The following is a 17373-nucleotide window of genomic DNA, read 5'->3' on the forward strand; positions in this document are numbered from 1 at the left end:
GGTCAAGCCGGGGCATGACAGGTGTTTTGCGGCGACGGCTGAGATCATCTCCAGTCATCCGCGTTTCCTTAACCCTGCGGTAACCAACCTCGGCGACCAATGGACCGACCTCTGTCCGAAAGCGGCCGCCATGCTCTCCCGTGAAGAACGCACCCCCTTTTCCGAGTGGTGGTGGACCGTCGACAAGCCGCTGATGGGTGCCATCCTGGCGCTGATGCTGACCGGTGTGATCCTGTCGCTGGCGGCGAGCCCGCCCGTTGCGACCCGCATCGGGCTCGATCCCTTCCACTTCTTCAGCCGCCACGTGCTGTTCCTGGTGCCGTCCTGCATCGTGCTGCTCGGGGTCTCCTTCCTGTCGCCGCGCGCGATCCGCCGCAGCGCGCTGATCATCTTCGCGGTCAGCATCGTCCTGATCGTGCTGACGCTCGCGATCGGCCCCGAAGTAAAGGGCTCGCGGCGCTGGATCACGCTGCTTGGCCTCAACATCCAGGCCTCCGAAATCGCAAAACCGTCGTTCGTCGTCATGGCCGCCTGGCTGTTCGCGGAATCCACCAGGCGGCCAGAAATGCCGGCAACCTCGATGGCGCTGGTGCTGCTCTTGATGCTGGTTTCGCTTCTGGTGATGGAACCGGATTTCGGCCAGACCATGCTGATCTTGATGGTGTGGGGCTCGCTGTTCTTCATCGCGGGCATGCGGATGATCTGGGTGTTCGGGCTCGCCGGCCTCGGCGCCGCCGGACTGTTCAGCGCCTACCTTTTTGTTCCTCACGTCGCCGGCCGCATCAAGCGCTTCATGAATCCGGCCTCGGGCGACACCTTTCAGGTCGATACCGCGATGGAAGCCTTCTACAACGGCGGCTGGTTCGGGCTCGGGCCGGGCGAGGGCATCGCCAAGCGCAGCCTGCCGGACAGCCACACCGACTTCGTGTTCGCGGTTGCCGCCGAAGAGTTCGGCATCATCCTGTGCCTCGCAATGCTGGCACTGTTTGCTTTCGTCGTCATCCGCACGCTGTCGCGCGCCTATGCCAACGAAGACATGTTCTCGCGCTTCGCGGCCTCGGGGCTTGCGATCCTGTTCGGCGTGCAGGCCGCGATCAACATGTCGGTCAATCTCCAGCTCATCCCCGCCAAGGGCATGACGCTGCCCTTCATCTCCTATGGCGGCTCCTCGATCGTGTCGCTGGCCTATGGTGTCGGCATGATGCTGGCGCTGACGCGGCTGCGCCCGCGCACCGAGGTCGAGGCAAGCGGCCACGCCGAGGCGATGCGCAGCTACGCGTGATTGCTCTCGTGTCCCTGACAAGCGAAGCGCAGATCCGGGACCCAGAATGCCGCAGCCATGGGCCCCGGTTCAGCAGCGCACCACGCCGCGAAGGGCGGCGCGCTGCGCTGCGCCCGGGGCACGAGCACCGGCTCGCAATGGCGGGAAAGTCCCTGTAAAACTCCTCTCCATGGACACCTCCCCCCTGATTCTTCTCGCCGCGGGCGGCACCGGCGGCCATCTGTTTCCGGCCGAGGCGCTCAGCGTCGAGCTGATCCGGCGCGGATTCCGTGTCCGCCTCGTCACCGACGAGCGCGCGCTGCGCTACAGTGGGCTGTTCACCAAGGACATGATCGACGTCGTCTCGAGCGAGACTGCGCGTGGACGCAATCCGCTGCAGCTCGCCTATGCCGGCCTGACGCTCGCGGCCGGCACGCTGTCCGCCTACAGCTTGATCAAGCGATTGAAGCCGGTCGCTGTCGTCGGCTTCGGTGGCTATCCGACGCTGCCGCCGCTGGTCGCGGCAAAATTCGCGGGCGTGCCCGGCATCATCCATGACGCCAATGCGGTGCTCGGCCGCGCCAACCGGTTCCTGTCGAGCCGCGTCCGCGCCATCGCCACTTCATTGCCTGGCGTGCTCGATCGCGATCCGGCGCTATCAGGCAAGACCACGACGGTCGGCACGCCGATGCGTCCGGCGATTCTCGCCGCAGCTGGCGTGCCATACGCTGCGCCTGAAGTGAACGGCCCGCTGCGGCTGCTCGTCGTCGGCGGCAGCCAGGGCGCGCGCATCATGGCCGACATCGTGCCGGGCGCGATCGAGCGCCTCGAGCCCGAACTGTGGGGCCGGCTCGTCCTCACCCAGCAGGTGCGTGACGAGGACATGGCGCGCGTGCGTGCGGTCTACGACAGGCTGAAGATCAAGGCCGAGCTTGCGCCGTTTTTCACCGATCTACCGGCACGGCTGGCCTCCAACCATCTGGTGGTGTCGCGCTCAGGCGCGGGCACCGTGGCCGAACTCGCCGCGATCGGGCGGCCCTCGATCCTGGTGCCGCTACCGGGCGCAATCGACCAGGACCAGTTCGCCAATGCCGGCGTGCTGGCCAAAGTCGACGGTGCGATCCGCATTCCGCAGACCGAGTTTTCCTCCGATCGCCTCGCCGCCGAGATCTCCGCCTTCGCCGCCGAGCCCGCGCGCCTTGCCGCCATGGCGCAGGCCGCCCGCGGCGCCGGCCGGCTCGATGCGGCTGAGCGGCTGGCCGATCTGGTGGCCAAAATCGCGGGAATCTGACGCGAAAAAGCCCTTGTCTTCGCCTTCTAAAGCGGGGCATCCAGTAGGAAAGGCGCGCGGCTGATTTGCCGTGACCTTCGCCAGATGCCGCCTTCTCCGGCGGCGAGGTCAGGGAATAGAGCATGAGACTGCCGCGCGAGATCGGACCCATCCACTTCGTCGGGATCGGCGGGATCGGCATGAGCGGCATCGCCGAAGTGCTGCTCAATCTCGGCTATTCCGTGCAGGGGTCCGACGCCTCCGACAATTACAATCTTGACCGCCTGCGCAAGAACGGCGCGAGGGTCTCGGTCGGCCACAAGGCGGAGAACGTCGACGGCGCCGAGGTCGTCGTGGTCTCCACCGCGATCAAGCGCGACAATCCGGAACTGACCGCGGCGCGCGAACGGCGTATCCCTGTGGTGCGCCGCGCCGAGATGCTGGCCGAGCTGATGCGGCTGAAGAGCTGCGTTGCCATCGCCGGCACCCACGGCAAGACCACCACGACCACGATGGTCGCGACGCTGCTCGACGCCGGCGGCCTCGATCCCACCGTGATCAACGGGGGCATCATCAACGCCTACGGCTCCAACGCGCGTCTCGGTGCGGGCGACTGGATGGTAGTCGAAGCCGACGAGAGCGACGGCACGTTCCTGAAGCTGCCGACCGAGGTCGCGATCGTCACCAATGTCGATCCCGAGCATCTCGATCACTTCAAGACCTTCGAGGCGGTGCAGGACGCATTCCGCCATTTCGTCGAGAACCTGCCATTCTACGGCTTTGCCGTGATGTGCATCGATCATCCCGTAGTGCAGACTCTCGTCGGCAAGATCGAGGATCGGCGCATCATCACCTATGGCGAGAATCCGCAGGCCGATGTGCGCTTCGTCGACCTCACCCCGATGGGCGGCGGATCGAAGTTCAAGGTTGCCTTCCGCGATCGCAAGACGGGCGCCGTGCACGAGATCTCCAATCTCATGCTGCCGATGCCGGGACGCCACAATGCCTCCAACGCGACGGCCGCGATTGCGGTCGCGCGCGAGCTCGGCGTGTCGGACGAGGCAATCCGCAAGGCGATCGCCGGCTTCGGCGGCGTCAAGCGCCGCTTCACCAAGACCGGAGAATGGAACGGCGTCACCGTCATCGACGATTACGGCCATCATCCGGTCGAGATCGCGGCGGTGCTGAAGGCGGCGCGGGAATCCACCAACGGCAAGATCGTCGCCGTCGTGCAGCCGCATCGCTATACCCGTCTGCAGTCGCTGTTCGAGGAATTCTGCACCTGCTTCAACGACGCCGATGCGGTGATCGTCGCCGAGGTCTACGCAGCAGGCGAGACGCCGATCGAGGGCATCGACCGCGACCATTTCGCCGCGGGCCTGCGCGCCCACGGCCACCGCGAGGTCATCCCGCTGTCGACGGCGTCCGATCTCGCTGGCATCGTCAAGGGCGTGGCGAAGTCGGGCGATCTCGTCGTGTGCCTTGGCGCCGGCAACATCACGCAATGGGCATATGCGCTGCCCGGCGAATTGAAGGCGCTGGGGTAGGGCAGTGGGCTTCCCCGACATCACACCCGACCTCAAAGCCGCGATGCCCGATCTTCGCGGTCGGCTGCTGGCGAACCAGTCGCTGGCCGAGCTCACCTGGTTTCGCGTCGGCGGTCCGGCGCAGGTGCTGTTCACGCCGGCGGACGAGGACGATCTCGCCTACTTCCTCGCGCATCTCGCAAGCGACATTCCCGTCTATGTCGTCGGCGTCGGCTCCAACCTGATCGTGCGCGACGGCGGCATGGCTGGCGTGGTGGTCCGTCTGGCGCCGCGCGCCTTCGGCGAGGCGAGCGCGAGCGGCGATGTCGTCACCGCGGGCGCGGCCGCGCTCGACAAGCGCGTGGCGGAAGTCGCCGCGTCCGCCAATATCGGCGGGCTCGAATTCTATTTCGGCATTCCCGGCACGATCGGCGGCGCGTTGCGCATGAATGCGGGCGCCAATGGCGGCGAGACCAGGGACGTGTTGATCGAGGCCCGAGGCGTCGGGCGCGACGGCGCGAAGCACGTCTTCTCCAATGCCGACATGAAGTTCGTCTACCGCAACAGCGGCGTCGATCCCTCGATCATCTTCACCTCCGCGCGTTTCCGCGGTGAGATCAGGGATGCCGAGGCGATCCGCGCGCGCATGGCGGAAGTGCAAACCCATCGCGAGACCGCGCAGCCGATCCGCGAAAAGACCGGCGGCTCGACCTTCAAGAATCCGCCCGGCCATTCCGCCTGGAAGCTGGTCGATGCTGCCGGCTGCCGCGGCCTGCGCGTCGGCGGTGCCGAGGTCTCCGAGATGCATTGCAATTTCCTGATCAACACGGGTGACGCCACCGCGCACGACATCGAGACGCTGGGCGAGACCGTGCGTGAACGGGTGAAGGCAAATTCCGGAATTGAGCTACACTGGGAAATCAAGCGGATCGGAATTCCCGCGTGAGTGTCATTCCGGGGCTCGCGAAGCGAGAGCCCGGAATCTCGAGATTCCGGGTTCGATGCTTCGCATCGCCCCCGGAATGACGAACACAGACAGGTGACGGACCAAAGAACATGCGCATCACCATCCTTTTCGGCGGCTCCAATCGCGAACGTCTGGTTTCGGTCGCCTCAGCCCAGGCGCTGCATCAGGCGCTGCCCGAGGCCGATCTCTGGTGGTGGGATGTGGAGGACAAGGTGCATGTCGTGCAGTCCAGACAGCTGCTCGAACATGCCCGCCCATTCGAGGACGAGTTCAAGCCGGGCACGTCAGGCATTCCGTTGCAGCAGGCGCTCGACCAGGCCAGGGCGGAGAACCGCGTGCTGGTGCTCGGCCTGCACGGCGGGCGCGCCGAGAACGGCGAATTGCAGGTGATGTGCGAGGCGCGCGGCGTGCCGTTCACCGGATCGGGCTCGGCCTCCTCGCATCTCGCGTTCGACAAGTTCGCGGCCAAACATTTCGCCGCGCTCGGCGGCGTGTCGCCGCCGGCCAACATTGCGCTGGACCAGATCGACGAGGCCTTCGCCGAATACGGCCGGCTGATCGCAAAGCCCGCCAGGGATGGCTCGAGCTACGGCCTGATCTTCGTTAACGCCAGGCAGGATCTCGTCGCCGTCCGCAATGCCGCCAAGCACGAAGAGTACGTGATCGAGCCCTACATCGCTGGCGTCGAGGCGACCTGCGGCGTGCTGGAGCGGCCGGATGGCTCGATCATCTCGCTGCCGCCGATCGAGATCATTCCGGGCGAGGGCAGTTTCGACTACGCGGCAAAATATCTTTTGAAGTCGACCCAGGAGATCTGTCCCGGCCGCTTCGCACCCGAAATCACCGCCGCGCTGAAGCAGCAGGCGATGCTGGCGCACCGGGCGATGTCCTGTTCCGGCTATTCCCGTTCGGACTTCATCGTCTCGGACAAGGGGCTGGTCTATCTCGAAACCAACACGCTACCCGGCCTGACCAAGTCCTCGCTCTACCCCAAGGCGCTGAAGGCCGAGGGGATCGAGTTCGTCGACTTCCTGCGCGGCCTGGTCGAGCTCGCCGTGGCCGGTGTGCGAAAATAATTAGGACTGGTTAACGGCCAAACTGGCGAAACGGGCGGTTTTGGAACCCAAAACCGGTAAAATGCCGGATATTGCGGCATAAATGCCTCACAGGCCTCGGCAAAAAGCTCACGTCGTTAACGAACTTTACCTTTTGTTTACCAGGACGTCCGAAGGTTAACGCTGGCGGCGCATATGACGCTTTGGCTGCCGGCGCGTGGACCGTTGCGGGTGTTGTCACCCCCAGCGAACGCTCTGAAGGGGAGAGGTTTTCTTCTGCTGAAGACCAGCACCCGGCCCGGCAAGTCCGAGACGTCATGTTCGCCAGGACCCGCGCGATGTCGCGGGCAAACTGTTGACGAGCTCGTGCAATGGATGGAGCAGGAAGCCTCACTCGGTCGCTTTTCAGATCGCTGAGGCCCCAAGCTGACCTGAAGGCGGCCGCTATCGGAGCGGTCGTGCTTCTGCGCGAGTGGGTGCAGGACAAGCGTCTGGAACGAGTTCACGGCGCGCGTGCTGCAGCCGAGGAAAAGATTAAAGCCAAAGCCCGGGCCAAAGCCGTCATCGAACGCGAGCCTCCGCCGCGGTTGGTCGCGCTGGTCGAGCGCTATCTGCCGCGCCGGGTCGGGATCAGCATGACGGTGCTGCTCCTGATCGGAAGCTGCGGCTTCGGTATCGTCAAAGGCGGCCATCTCCAGGATTTCATCACGGCGGTCAACGACACCCGTAACGCGCTGGCCAATTCCGCCGGCTTCCGCATCACCTCCGTCGTGATCAACGGCCGCAAGCAGCTCAGCCAGGACGAGATCCTTGCGATCGGCGGCGTCAGCGGCCGATCCTCGCTGCTGTTCCTCGACGCCGACGCCGTGCGCGACAAGCTCAAGGCCAATCCCTGGATCGCGGATGCGACCGTGCTGAAGCTGTATCCCGGCCAGCTCATGATCGAGCTCACCGAGCGCAAGGCGTTCGCACTGTGGCAGGAGGCCGGCCGGCTCTCCGTCATCGCCGATGACGGCGCCGTGCTCGAACCCTATGTCTCGCGCCGCTTCCTGTCGCTGCCGCTCGTGGTCGGCAAGGGTGCCGAGACGCAGGCTCGCGATTTCCTCGCTTTGCTGGCGCGCTATCCGCAGGTCAATTCCATCACCAAGGCCGCGATCTTCGTCGGGGAGCGGCGCTGGAACCTGAGGCTCAAGGACGGCCTGGACATCCGCCTGCCCGAACAAGACGTCGGCAACGCGCTTGCGATGCTGTCCAGGCTCGACAAGGAGGACAAGCTGTTCTCCCGCGACATCGTCGCGGTCGACCTGCGCCTGCCCGATCGGCTGGTGGTGCAGCTGTCCGAGGACGCCGCCAAGGCGCGCGACGATTTGTTCAAGGACAAGAAGAAGAAAAAGGCCGGGGACGCTGCATGACCGGTCTTGATCGCACCCAGACACCGAAGACGCGCCCGATGCCGCACAAGCGCGGCGGCCTCGTCGCCTGCCTCGACATCGGCACCAGCAAAATCGCCTGCATGATCGCGCGGCTGAAGCCGTCGGCGCCGAGCGAAGCCCTGCGCGACCGGACCCATGCGGTGGAGCTGATCGGCTACAGCCAGATCCAGTCCCGCGGCATGAAGGCCGGCGCCGTGATCGATCTCGGCGAATGCGAGCAGGCGGTGCGACAGGCCGTCGGGCTTGCGGAGAAAATGGCCAAGGTGCGGGTCGAGTCCGTGCTGCTGTCGGTGTCCGGCGGCCGGCTCTCCGGTCAGCTGGTCGAAGCTGCGGCCGACATCCGCGGCGGCGCCGTGACGCCGGCCGATGTCAGCCGGGTCACCTCCACCGGCATGCGCCACGCCACCGGCGAAGGCCGCACCGTGCTGCACGCGCTGCCGATCGGCTACACGCTCGACGGCGTCAAGGGCATCCGCGATCCCCGCGGGATGGTCGCGCATCAGTTCGGCATCGACATGAATGTCGTCACTTGCGACGCCACGGTGGCGCGGAACCTGATGCTGGCGGTGGAACGCTGCCACATCAACGTCGAAGCCATGGCGGCAAGTCCCTATGTGGCAGGCTTGTCGGTGCTGACCGACGACGAGGCCGACCTCGGCGCTGCCGTCGTCGAGATGGGCGCGGGCACCACCACGATCGCGGTCTTTTCCGGCGGCCGCTTCGTGCATGCCGCGGGTTTTGCGGTCGGCGGGCAACACATCACGATGGATCTGGCGCGCGGACTCTCCGCGACCATTGCCGATGCCGAGCGAATCAAGACGTTATACGGGACCGTCATCACCGGCGGATCGGACTCGCGTGAGCTGATGTCTGTACCGACAGCCGGTGACGAGCAGGATCTGCCGCAGATCGTCTCCCGCGCTACCATCGCCAACATCGTCAAGCATCGTGCCGAGGAAGTCTTCGAAATGGTTCGGGACAAGCTGAAGGATTCGCCCTTCGCCTCGGAGCCCAACGGCCGCGTCGTGCTCTCAGGCGGGGCCTCGCAGCTCACCGGTCTCGTTGAGCTCGGAACGCAGATTCTCGGCCGGCCCGTGCGGGTCGGACGTCCGCTCGGTTTCGGCCGGCTGCCCAACGAGGCGAAGAACGCCGCCTTCGCGGTGCCGGCCGGACTGCTCGTCTACCCGCAATATGTTCACCACGAACATGTCGAACCGCGGCATACGCGGCAGCAGGTCAGGACGGGGACCGGCGGGTATTTCGGAAAGGTCGGACGATGGCTACGCGAGGGCTTCTGATGACTCCTTCCCGCAATATTCGATTTTCACCAACTCCCGCGGCCGCCGGCCGGGGCGAACCCACGCGCGCGTGATCGAGAGGCAAACATGACCATCAGCATCAATGTTCCTGATATTCACGAACTGAAGCCCCGCATCACCGTGTTCGGCGTCGGCGGCGCCGGTGGTAACGCCGTCAACAATATGATCACGGCGGGCCTCCAGGGCGTCGACTTCGTGGTCGCCAACACCGACGCGCAGGCGCTGACGATGTCGAAGGCGCAGCGCATCGTGCAGATGGGCACGGCGGCCACGCAAGGGTTGGGCGCAGGTTCGCAGCCGGTCGTCGGCGCGGCCGCAGCCGAAGAGGTGATGGACGAGCTCCGCGACCATCTCTCGGGCGCCAACATGGTGTTCGTCACCGCCGGCATGGGCGGCGGCACCGGCACCGGTGCGGCTCCCGTGATCGCCAAGATCGCGCGCGAGATGGGCATCCTCACCGTCGGCGTCGTGACCAAGCCCTTCCACTTCGAGGGCGGCCGCCGCATGCGCACCGCGGAAGCGGGCATCAACGAGCTGCACAAGGTCGTCGATACGCTGCTGATCATCCCGAACCAGAACCTGTTCCGGGTCGCCAACGAGAAGACCACCTTCGCCGACGCCTTCGCGATGGCCGACCAGGTGCTCTATTCGGGCGTTGCCTGCATCACCGACCTCATGGTGAAGGAAGGCCTGATCAATCTCGACTTCGCCGACGTCCGCGCCGTCATGCGCGAGATGGGCAAGGCGATGATGGGCACGGGCGAAGCCTCCGGCGACAAGCGCGCGCTGACCGCCGCCGAAGCCGCGATCGCCAACCCGCTGATCGACGATAGCTCGATGAAGGGCGCCAAGGGCCTCCTGATCTCCATCACCGGCGGCAAGGATCTCACTTTGTTCGAGGTCGACGAAGCTGCGACCCGCATCCGCGAGGAAGTCGACCAGGACGCCAACATCATCGTCGGCGCCACCTTCGACGAAGCCCTCGACGGCCTGATCCGCGTCTCGGTCGTCGCGACCGGCATCGAACAGGCCGCGATCGCGCGCAACAGCCAGGCCACCAGCGCTCCCGTCGCGAATCCTGCTCCGCAGGCGCAGCAGGCTCCCGCTGCTCCGGCCGCGGCTGCCGAGAGCCGTCTTGCCGATCTGACCGCACGGCTGCGCGCCGACAATCAGCGCATGGCCGAGCGCGCCCAGAAGTTCGAAGCGCAGACCCCGGCCGCCGGAACGGGTCAGTTTGCCGCCGCTCCCACGGCTCCGCGTCCGAACGTAGAGCGCGCTGCGCTTGCCGCCATCGCCGCCGCCGTTGCCGACGTACCGCAGGCTCCCGCGCCGATGCAGACCTATGGCGACGTCACCGTGCGGCCGATCGCGCAGAAGCCCACGCTGTTCCCGGAGCCCGAGCAGGCGCCGATGGCCATGCATGAGCCCATGACGCCGGAAACCTTCATCCCGCCGCAGGCCGAGCGTGCGCCGGTCCGCACACCGCGGATGCCGCGGATCGAGGAACTTCCGATGCCGGCCCAGGCTGAGCTTCGCCAGGCCCGCGGCGAGGTCGAGGAAGAGACCCCGCAGAAGACCCGGCTGTCGCTGCTGCAGCGCCTCGCCAATGTCGGCCTCGGCCGTCGTGACGAGGAGAGCGAAGCGCCGATCGCGGCCCGCACCGCCGGTCCCGCGATGCCGCCGTTGCCCGATCGCCGCCCCCAGAAGACCGTGGCGCAGCAAATCGCTTCCGCCGAGCCGGTGTCCGAGTATGCCCGTCGTCCCGCGCCGCAGGGCCTGGACATGCACGGCCGTCCCGCGCCTGTTGCCCCGGCGCCACAGGGAGACGACCATCTTGATATCCCGGCCTTCCTGCGACGGCAGGCGACCTGAGGATTGTTACAATAAGGCAGACGAAAAAAGGTCCCGGCGGGAAGCTTGCCGGGACCTTTTCTTTTGCCCCGTGCATACCCGGATTGCGTAGCCAAGCAACTGATTTTAAATAATTAATTACATATTCGATGGTTCAGTAAAACTACCGAAAACGGTCCCGAACTCCGGTCCAATTTGGTTAAGCCTTGGCGCTAATACGGCGGGTTTGGGGTAACAATCGGTAAAAAAGCGTGAGTTGGCGCTGTTTGAGGCAGTGACTATGGTTTGCCGTGACTTGGGGATACGGATTCGGAAGCGAGCGGTCTCAGCCGCTCAGTCGGGTTCAGTATAAGTCGCGGTGGTCGTAGTGGGGCGGTTCCTGATGAAATTTAGCCGGCAAACAACGCTTCGTGCGCAAGCCAGTGTGGCAGGCGTCGGCGTTCATTCCGGTCTTCCCGTCACGCTCACGCTTGGACCCGCGCCTGTCGACGCGGGCTTTGTTTTTATCCGCACCGGGCTTGAGGGAAGCGACCGCGAAGTTCAGGCCACCGCCGAGCAGGTGATCGCGACCGATTTCGCCACCGTCCTCGGTGATCGCGACGGTCCGCTGGTTTCCACCGCCGAGCATGTGCTTGCTGCACTGCGGGGCATGGGCGTCGACAACGCAATCATCGAGATCGACGGGCCGGAAGTGCCGATCATGGACGGCAGCGCCGCGGCCTTCGTTGCGGCGATCGACCAGGCCGGCATCGTGACCCAGCCGGCACAGCGCCGCTTCGTTCAGGTTTTGAAGCCGATCTCGGTCAAGATCGGCGACTCCTTCGGCGAGATCCGGCCCTATGCCGACGGGTTCCGCGCCGAGGTCGAGATTAACTTCACGAATCCTGTCATCGGCCAGCAGAGCTACGCCTTCGACCTCAACCCGGAGCGTTTCCGCCGCGAAGTCGGCCGGGCCCGGACTTTCGGTCTGATGTGCGACGTTGCGCGGCTCTGGAGCGCCGGCTATGCGCTCGGCGCCTCCTTCGACAATACCGTCGTGTTCGACGAGGAGCGGCTGCTCAACACCGAAGGCCTGCGCTACGCCGACGAATGCGCCCGCCACAAGGTGCTGGACGTGATTGGTGACCTTGCTCTGGCGGGTCTGCCGCTGCTCGGCGCCTACCGCTCGGTTCGTGGCGGCCACAAGCTCAATCACGCCGTCCTGACCGCGCTGCTCGCCGACCGCACCGCCTGGCGGGTGGTCGAGGGCGAAGCAGCCCGCCGCACCACGCGTCCGGTGGCCGAAACCGGTCGCGGCATCGTCGGTGGCCGGGTCGCCGCGGTCTACGGGCCAGACGTTTCCTAAAAGAGAGACGGATCCTGAAGCGAACGTTTCCTAAAAGAGAGACGGGTCCTGAACAGACCCGTCGCCACAGGCGTTTGGCGGCGGCTTTCCCCGGGAAACTCCTGGTAACGATGATCGGCTAGGATTGCGGCGCGTTCGCCTTAATCCGGGCGGAATGCCTGCCTATCCGGGTTGGTTGAAGATCGTTTTTCGGTTACACCGGCGTGGTCGCACGGCAGGCACCACGGCTATATTTCGCGCCCAGGACGGGGTTCATGGGCTGGCGGACACCGCACCACAGGGCGTCAGGGCAATACTCATGTCGGCACAGCGTATGACGCGCGGATATCGTCAAGTTCCGTCTCGAGAAGTCTCGTCTCGAGTCCGCGGGCTGCTTCAGGTTGTCGCCCTCTTCGTGCTCGCGCTGCCGCTGGCCGGCTGCGGCACCGGCGCGCTTTGGGACAAGTTCACCGCCAAGGACGACACCTTCGTCGAGGAGCCCGCTGACAAGATCTACAATGAGGGCCTGTACCTCATGAACGAGAAGAAGGACATGAAGGCGGCGAACAAAAAGTTCGAAGAGGTCGACCGCCAGCATCCTTATTCCGACTGGGCCCGCAAATCGTTGTTGATGTCGGCCTACGCGTCCTACCAGGGCGGCGATTATGACAGTTGCATCGGCGCCGCCACCCGCTACGTCACGCTGCATCCCGGCAGCCCGGATGCGGCCTACGCGCAATATCTGATTGCCGCCTCGCATTACGACCAGATTCCGGACATCAGCCGCGACCAGACCCGCACCGAGAAGGCGATCGCCTCGCTGGAAGAGGTGGTGCGCAAATATCCGACCTCCGAATATGCGACCTCGGCCAAGGCCAAGATCGAAGGTGCGCGCGACCAGCTCGCCGGCAAGGAAATGAACGTCGGCCGCTATTACGCGCAGAAGCGCGACTACACGGCGGCGATCAACCGCTACAAGGCCGTGGTGACGCAGTACCAGACCACCCGCCATGTCGAGGAGGCGCTGTACCGCCTGACCGAGGCCTATATGGCGATCGGCATCGTCGGCGAGGCCCAGACGGCTGCCGCCGTGCTCGGGCACAATTTTCCTGACAGTCGCTGGTACAAGGACGCCTATAATCTTGTAAAATCAGGCGGTCTCGAACCGAGCGAGAATCAGGGGTCCTGGATTAGCAAGACCTTCAAGAAAATGGGTCTCGGCTAGGAAATAGAGTTCCATGCTGGCGCGTCTGTCGATCCGTGACATCGTCCTGATCGAACGGCTCGATATCGAATTCGCAACCGGCCTCGCGGTTTTGACCGGCGAGACCGGTGCGGGCAAATCCATCCTGCTCGATGCCTTTGCGTTGGCGCTCGGCGGCCGCGGCGATGCCGGCCTCGTGCGCCACGGCGCGGAGCAGGGGCAGGTTACTGCCGTGTTCGATATCCCCAAGAATCACCCTGCAGCGAAGATCCTCGCGGAGAACGGGCTGGAGGATACCGGCGAGATGATTCTCCGCCGGGTCCAGCTCGCCGACGGCCGCACCCGCGCCTTCATCAACGACCAGGCGATCAGCGTGCAGACGCTGAAGGCGGTCGGTGCTGCCCTGGTCGAGATCCACGGCCAGCACGACGAGCGCGCGCTGGTCGATGCCGCCACCCACCGCCGCCTGCTCGACGCCTTCGCCGGTCTCGAAAAGGATGTCTCGGCGGTCGAGGCGCTCTGGGACGCCCGCCGCACCGCCAACACCGCGCTGGAGGAGCATCGCGCCGGCATGGAGCGCGCTGCGCGCGAAGCCGATTACCTCCGTCACGCCTCCGACGAATTGAAGCAGCTCGCGCCCAGGGATGGCGAGGAGACCTCGCTGGCGTCCCGTCGGACCACCATGATGCAGGGCGAGAAGATCGCCTCCGACCTGCGCGAGGCGCAGGAGGCGGTCGGCGGCCACCATTCGCCGGTCGCCTCGCTCTCGGCCGCCGTGCGCCGGCTGGAGCGCCGCGGCGTCAACGCGCCGGCGCTGGTCGAGCCCGCGGTGAGGGCGATCGACATCGCGATCAACGCGCTGGAGGAAGCCGACCAGCATCTGCAGGCGGCGCTTGCCGCGACCGATTTCGATCCCTCAGAGCTCGAACGCATCGAGGAGCGCCTGTTCGCGTTGCGCGCCGCCTCGCGCAAATATTCGACGCCGGTCGACGGGCTCGCCGCGCTTGCCGCCAGATATGCCGCCGATGTCGTTCTGATCGATGCCGGCGCCTCACGGCTGAAGAAGCTGGACCAGGCCGCGATCGAGGCCGATGCGCGCTATGCGGCGGCGGCCAAGAAGCTGTCGATGGCGCGGCAGAAATCCGCGGAGAAGCTCAACAAGGCGGTCAATGCCGAGCTCGCGCCGCTCAAGCTCGAACGCGCCAAGTTCATGACCCAGGTCCAGACCGACGAGGCAGCTCCAGGGCCGCAAGGGTTCGACCGCGTCGAGTTCTGGGTGCAGACCAACCCGGGCACCAAGCCAGGGCCGATGATGAAGGTCGCCTCCGGCGGCGAGCTGTCGCGTTTCCTGCTGGCGCTGAAGGTCGTGCTGTCCGACCGCGGCTCGGCGCCGACTTTGGTGTTCGACGAGATCGACACCGGCGTCGGCGGCGCGGTCGCGGACGCGATCGGCGGACGGCTGGCGCGGCTCGCCGGCAAGGTCCAGGTGATGGCCGTGACGCACGCCCCGCAGGTCGCCGCCCGTGCCGACCAGCATCTGCTGATCTCCAAGGACGCGCTGGACAAGGGCAAGCGCGTCGCCACCCGCGTCAATGCGCTCGCCGCCGACCACCGCCGCGAGGAGATCGCGCGGATGCTCGCCGGCGCCGAGATCACCGCCGAGGCGAGGGCTGCCGCGGACCGGCTGCTCAAGGCGGCGAGCTAGTACGACTCTCATGGCACAAAAGCGAAGCAACTATAATAAAGCCATCGCGCTAAATTACATTGCCGACGATTGGCTTCTCGTTGATCCGCATCTTCGAAAAGCTCAATTGGTCGCCATTCTTAATTCTTTTGAAGACGAGCACTTACATGAAGTCTTTGCCTTTCATCAAAGACTGCATGAGTTGGATGCAGACGAGAAACGGAAGGCACTCATAAGTCTGCCAAAAGCCTTCGAAAAAGAAACTTCGATGATGCTGCGGGCTTACACTGAGGAGATCGAGAGGGCGAAGCACGCCTACTATAACTTGGACAAGCCGATCCTGCTGGACGCAGATTACGATGTCCTAGAGAAGCTGCTTATCAGTACATGGAAGCAACAGAAGCGATGGAAGGAATACTTCGATCGAATAAAGGTCGTTGGAGCGAAGCCCTCTGGGCGCTTTGCGAAGGTGCAGCATGTCGTGCCCATGCTCTCGCTCAGCAATGCCTTCAGCGACGAGGATGTGACGGAATTCGTCGGCCGCGTCCGGCGTTTCCTCAAGCTCGATGACGATGAGATTCCGGCGCTAGTCGCCGAGCCCAAGATCGACGGACTGTCACTGTCGCTGCGCTACCAAGACGGCGAACTGGTTCGTGCCGCGACCCGTGGCGATGGATTCACCGGCGAGGACGTGACCGAGAATGTCCGCACCATCAAGGACGTTCCGCACACGCTGAAGGGCCGACACATCCCCGCGGCCTGCGAACTGCGCGGCGAGGTCTATATACTCAAGAAGGATTTTATCGAGCTGAACAAGAAGCAGGCCGCCGCTGACGATACGGTCTTTGCCAATCCGCGCAATTCGGCGGCAGGTTCGTTGCGCCAGAAGGACGTCTCGGTCACGGCATCGCGGCCATTGAAGTTCTTTGCCTACACTTGGGGCGAGATGAGCGAACGGCCGGCGGAGACGCAGCATGGCATGCTGGAGTGGATGGACAAGGCAGGATTCGTGGTCAATCCGCTGACCCGAGTGTGCAAGAGCGTCGACGACGTCCTAAAGTTCTACAGCAAGATCGGCGAGGACCGCGCCTCGCTTGGCTATGATATCGACGGTGTGGTCTATAAGGTCGATCGGCTTGACTGGCAGGACCGGCTCGGTTTCGTCTCTCGTAGCCCGCGCTGGGCGATCGCCCACAAGTTCGCGGCCGAGCAGGCGACGACGGCTCTCAATGGTATTGATATCCAGGTCGGCCGCACCGGCGCGATGACGCCGGTCGCTCGGCTCGAGCCGGTGACGGTCGGTGGCGTCGTCGTTTCGAATGCTACGCTGCACAACGAGGATTACATAAAGGGGATTGGCAACGACGGTAACCCGCTTCGCGATGGCGTCGATCTCCGCGTCGGCGATACCGTTGTTGTCCAGCGCGCCGGCGATGTCATCCCTCAGGTCGTCGGCGTAGTCATGGACAAGCGGCCGAAGAGCGCCAAACCTTACAAATTTCCAGAGACCTGTCCGGTGTGTGGCAGCCATGCCGTCCGCGAAGAGGGCGAGGCGGTGCGCCGCTGCACCGGCGCGCTGATCTGCCCGGCGCAGGCGGTGGAGCGGCTCAAGCATTTCGTCTCGCGCCTCGCATTCGATATCGACGGGCTTGGCGAGAAGCAGATCCAGGAATTTTATCAGGAGGGCATTGTGATGTCGCCGGTCGACATCTTTACGCTCCGGGAACGCGACAAGCGGTCGGTTAAGAAGTTGATGGAACGTGAAGGCTACGGCGAGACGTCGGTACGCAACTTGTTCGACGCGATCGACGCCCGACGCAATATCGAGTTGCATAGACTGATCTTCGCTCTCGGTATTCGCCACGTCGGCGAGGGCAACGCCAAGCTATTGGCCCGGCACTACGCCACGATCGAAAATTTCCGCGGTGCGATGCTGGCCGCCGCGACAGGCCTTGGCAAGGAAGAGAACAATACGGAGGCGTATCAGGACCTCAACAACATCGGCGGAATTGGCAAAATCGTGGCCGATGCGGTGGTCGAGTTCTTCGCCGAACCCCGTAACGTCAAGGCGCTCGGCGAATTGCTTGGCGAGATCGAGGTGAAGCCCGCCGAACAGCCGCGCAAGAGCTCGCCGGTCTCGGACAAGACGGTCGTGTTCACGGGGTCGCTGACCAAGTTCACCCGCGACGAAGCCAAGGCAATGGCCGAGCGTCTTGGCGCCAAGGTCGCGGGCTCGGTCTCGAAGAAGACCGACTACGTCGTCGCGGGCGAGGACGCCGGCTCCAAGCTCACCAAGGCACGCGAGCATGGCGTCAAGGTGCTGACCGAGGACGAGTGGTTGGCGCTGATCGGGGAATGAGGGCTTCTTTCGTCATTGCGAGCGAAGCGAAGCAATCCAGAATTGAGCCTCCCCTAAATCGGTGGACACCTATAGCTTAGACAGCAAGAGGTGTCAGATGACGAAACGGCAGCGACGTTC

Annotated in this window: 12 protein-coding genes; all 12 read left to right on the forward strand. The window is 64.7% G+C overall.

Translation table 11 applies throughout. The features are described 5' to 3' along the window. The first annotated feature begins 130 nt into the window (after positions 1-130). A complete protein-coding gene (gene ftsW / locus AC0L3A_RS06435; RefSeq protein ID WP_018454238.1) occupies positions 131-1282 on the forward strand; it encodes a putative lipid II flippase FtsW in 1152 nt (383 codons plus the stop codon). A 169-nt stretch (positions 1283-1451) separates the two neighbouring features. Continuing rightward, entirely contained in the window at positions 1452-2552 is a 1101-nt protein-coding gene (gene murG / locus AC0L3A_RS06440; RefSeq protein ID WP_473253843.1) for an undecaprenyldiphospho-muramoylpentapeptide beta-N-acetylglucosaminyltransferase, read from the forward strand. A 122-nt stretch (positions 2553-2674) separates the two neighbouring features. Further along, positions 2675-4078, forward strand: a complete 1404-nt coding sequence (murC, locus tag AC0L3A_RS06445) for a UDP-N-acetylmuramate--L-alanine ligase (protein WP_473253844.1) — start codon at positions 2675-2677, stop codon at positions 4076-4078. A gap of 4 nt (positions 4079-4082) precedes the next feature. Beyond that, on the forward strand, positions 4083-5003 hold the full coding sequence (gene murB / locus AC0L3A_RS06450) for a UDP-N-acetylmuramate dehydrogenase (RefSeq protein WP_473253845.1): 921 nt from the start codon (positions 4083-4085) through the stop codon (positions 5001-5003). 110 nt (positions 5004-5113) lie between these two features. After that, entirely contained in the window at positions 5114-6100 is a 987-nt protein-coding gene (locus AC0L3A_RS06455; RefSeq protein ID WP_473253846.1) for a D-alanine--D-alanine ligase family protein, read from the forward strand. A gap of 350 nt (positions 6101-6450) precedes the next feature. Continuing rightward, positions 6451-7491 carry a cell division protein FtsQ/DivIB gene (locus AC0L3A_RS06460; RefSeq protein ID WP_473253847.1) on the forward strand — a complete coding sequence of 347 codons (1041 nt, stop codon included), beginning with the start codon at positions 6451-6453 and terminating at the stop codon, positions 7489-7491. After that, positions 7488-8810, forward strand: coding sequence for a cell division protein FtsA (gene ftsA / locus AC0L3A_RS06465; RefSeq protein ID WP_007600863.1), 1323 nt, complete (start codon positions 7488-7490; stop codon positions 8808-8810). Before AC0L3A_RS06460 ends, ftsA begins: the two co-directional genes overlap by 4 nt. An 87-nt stretch (positions 8811-8897) precedes the next feature. Further along, positions 8898-10703 carry a cell division protein FtsZ gene (gene ftsZ, locus AC0L3A_RS06470; RefSeq protein WP_007600865.1) on the forward strand — a complete coding sequence of 602 codons (1806 nt, stop codon included), beginning with the start codon at positions 8898-8900 and terminating at the stop codon, positions 10701-10703. Between the two features lie 361 nt (positions 10704-11064). Then, complete coding sequence (gene lpxC / locus AC0L3A_RS06475; RefSeq protein WP_007600866.1) at positions 11065-12027, forward strand: UDP-3-O-acyl-N-acetylglucosamine deacetylase; 963 nt, start codon at positions 11065-11067, stop codon at positions 12025-12027. A 298-nt stretch (positions 12028-12325) separates the two neighbouring features. Beyond that, positions 12326-13231, forward strand: coding sequence for an outer membrane protein assembly factor BamD (locus AC0L3A_RS06480; RefSeq protein WP_007600868.1), 906 nt, complete (start codon positions 12326-12328; stop codon positions 13229-13231). A gap of 13 nt (positions 13232-13244) precedes the next feature. After that, a complete protein-coding gene (gene recN / locus AC0L3A_RS06485; protein ID WP_007600870.1) occupies positions 13245-14915 on the forward strand; it encodes a DNA repair protein RecN in 1671 nt (556 codons plus the stop codon). A 247-nt stretch (positions 14916-15162) separates the two neighbouring features. Beyond that, positions 15163-17253: an NAD-dependent DNA ligase LigA gene (gene ligA, locus AC0L3A_RS06490; protein WP_157158651.1), complete on the forward strand. Its 2091-nt coding sequence runs from the start codon at positions 15163-15165 to the stop codon at positions 17251-17253. The last annotated feature ends 120 nt before the right edge of the window (positions 17254-17373 follow it).

The sequence above is a fragment of the Bradyrhizobium sp. MI1.3 genome, assembly GCF_055811695.1.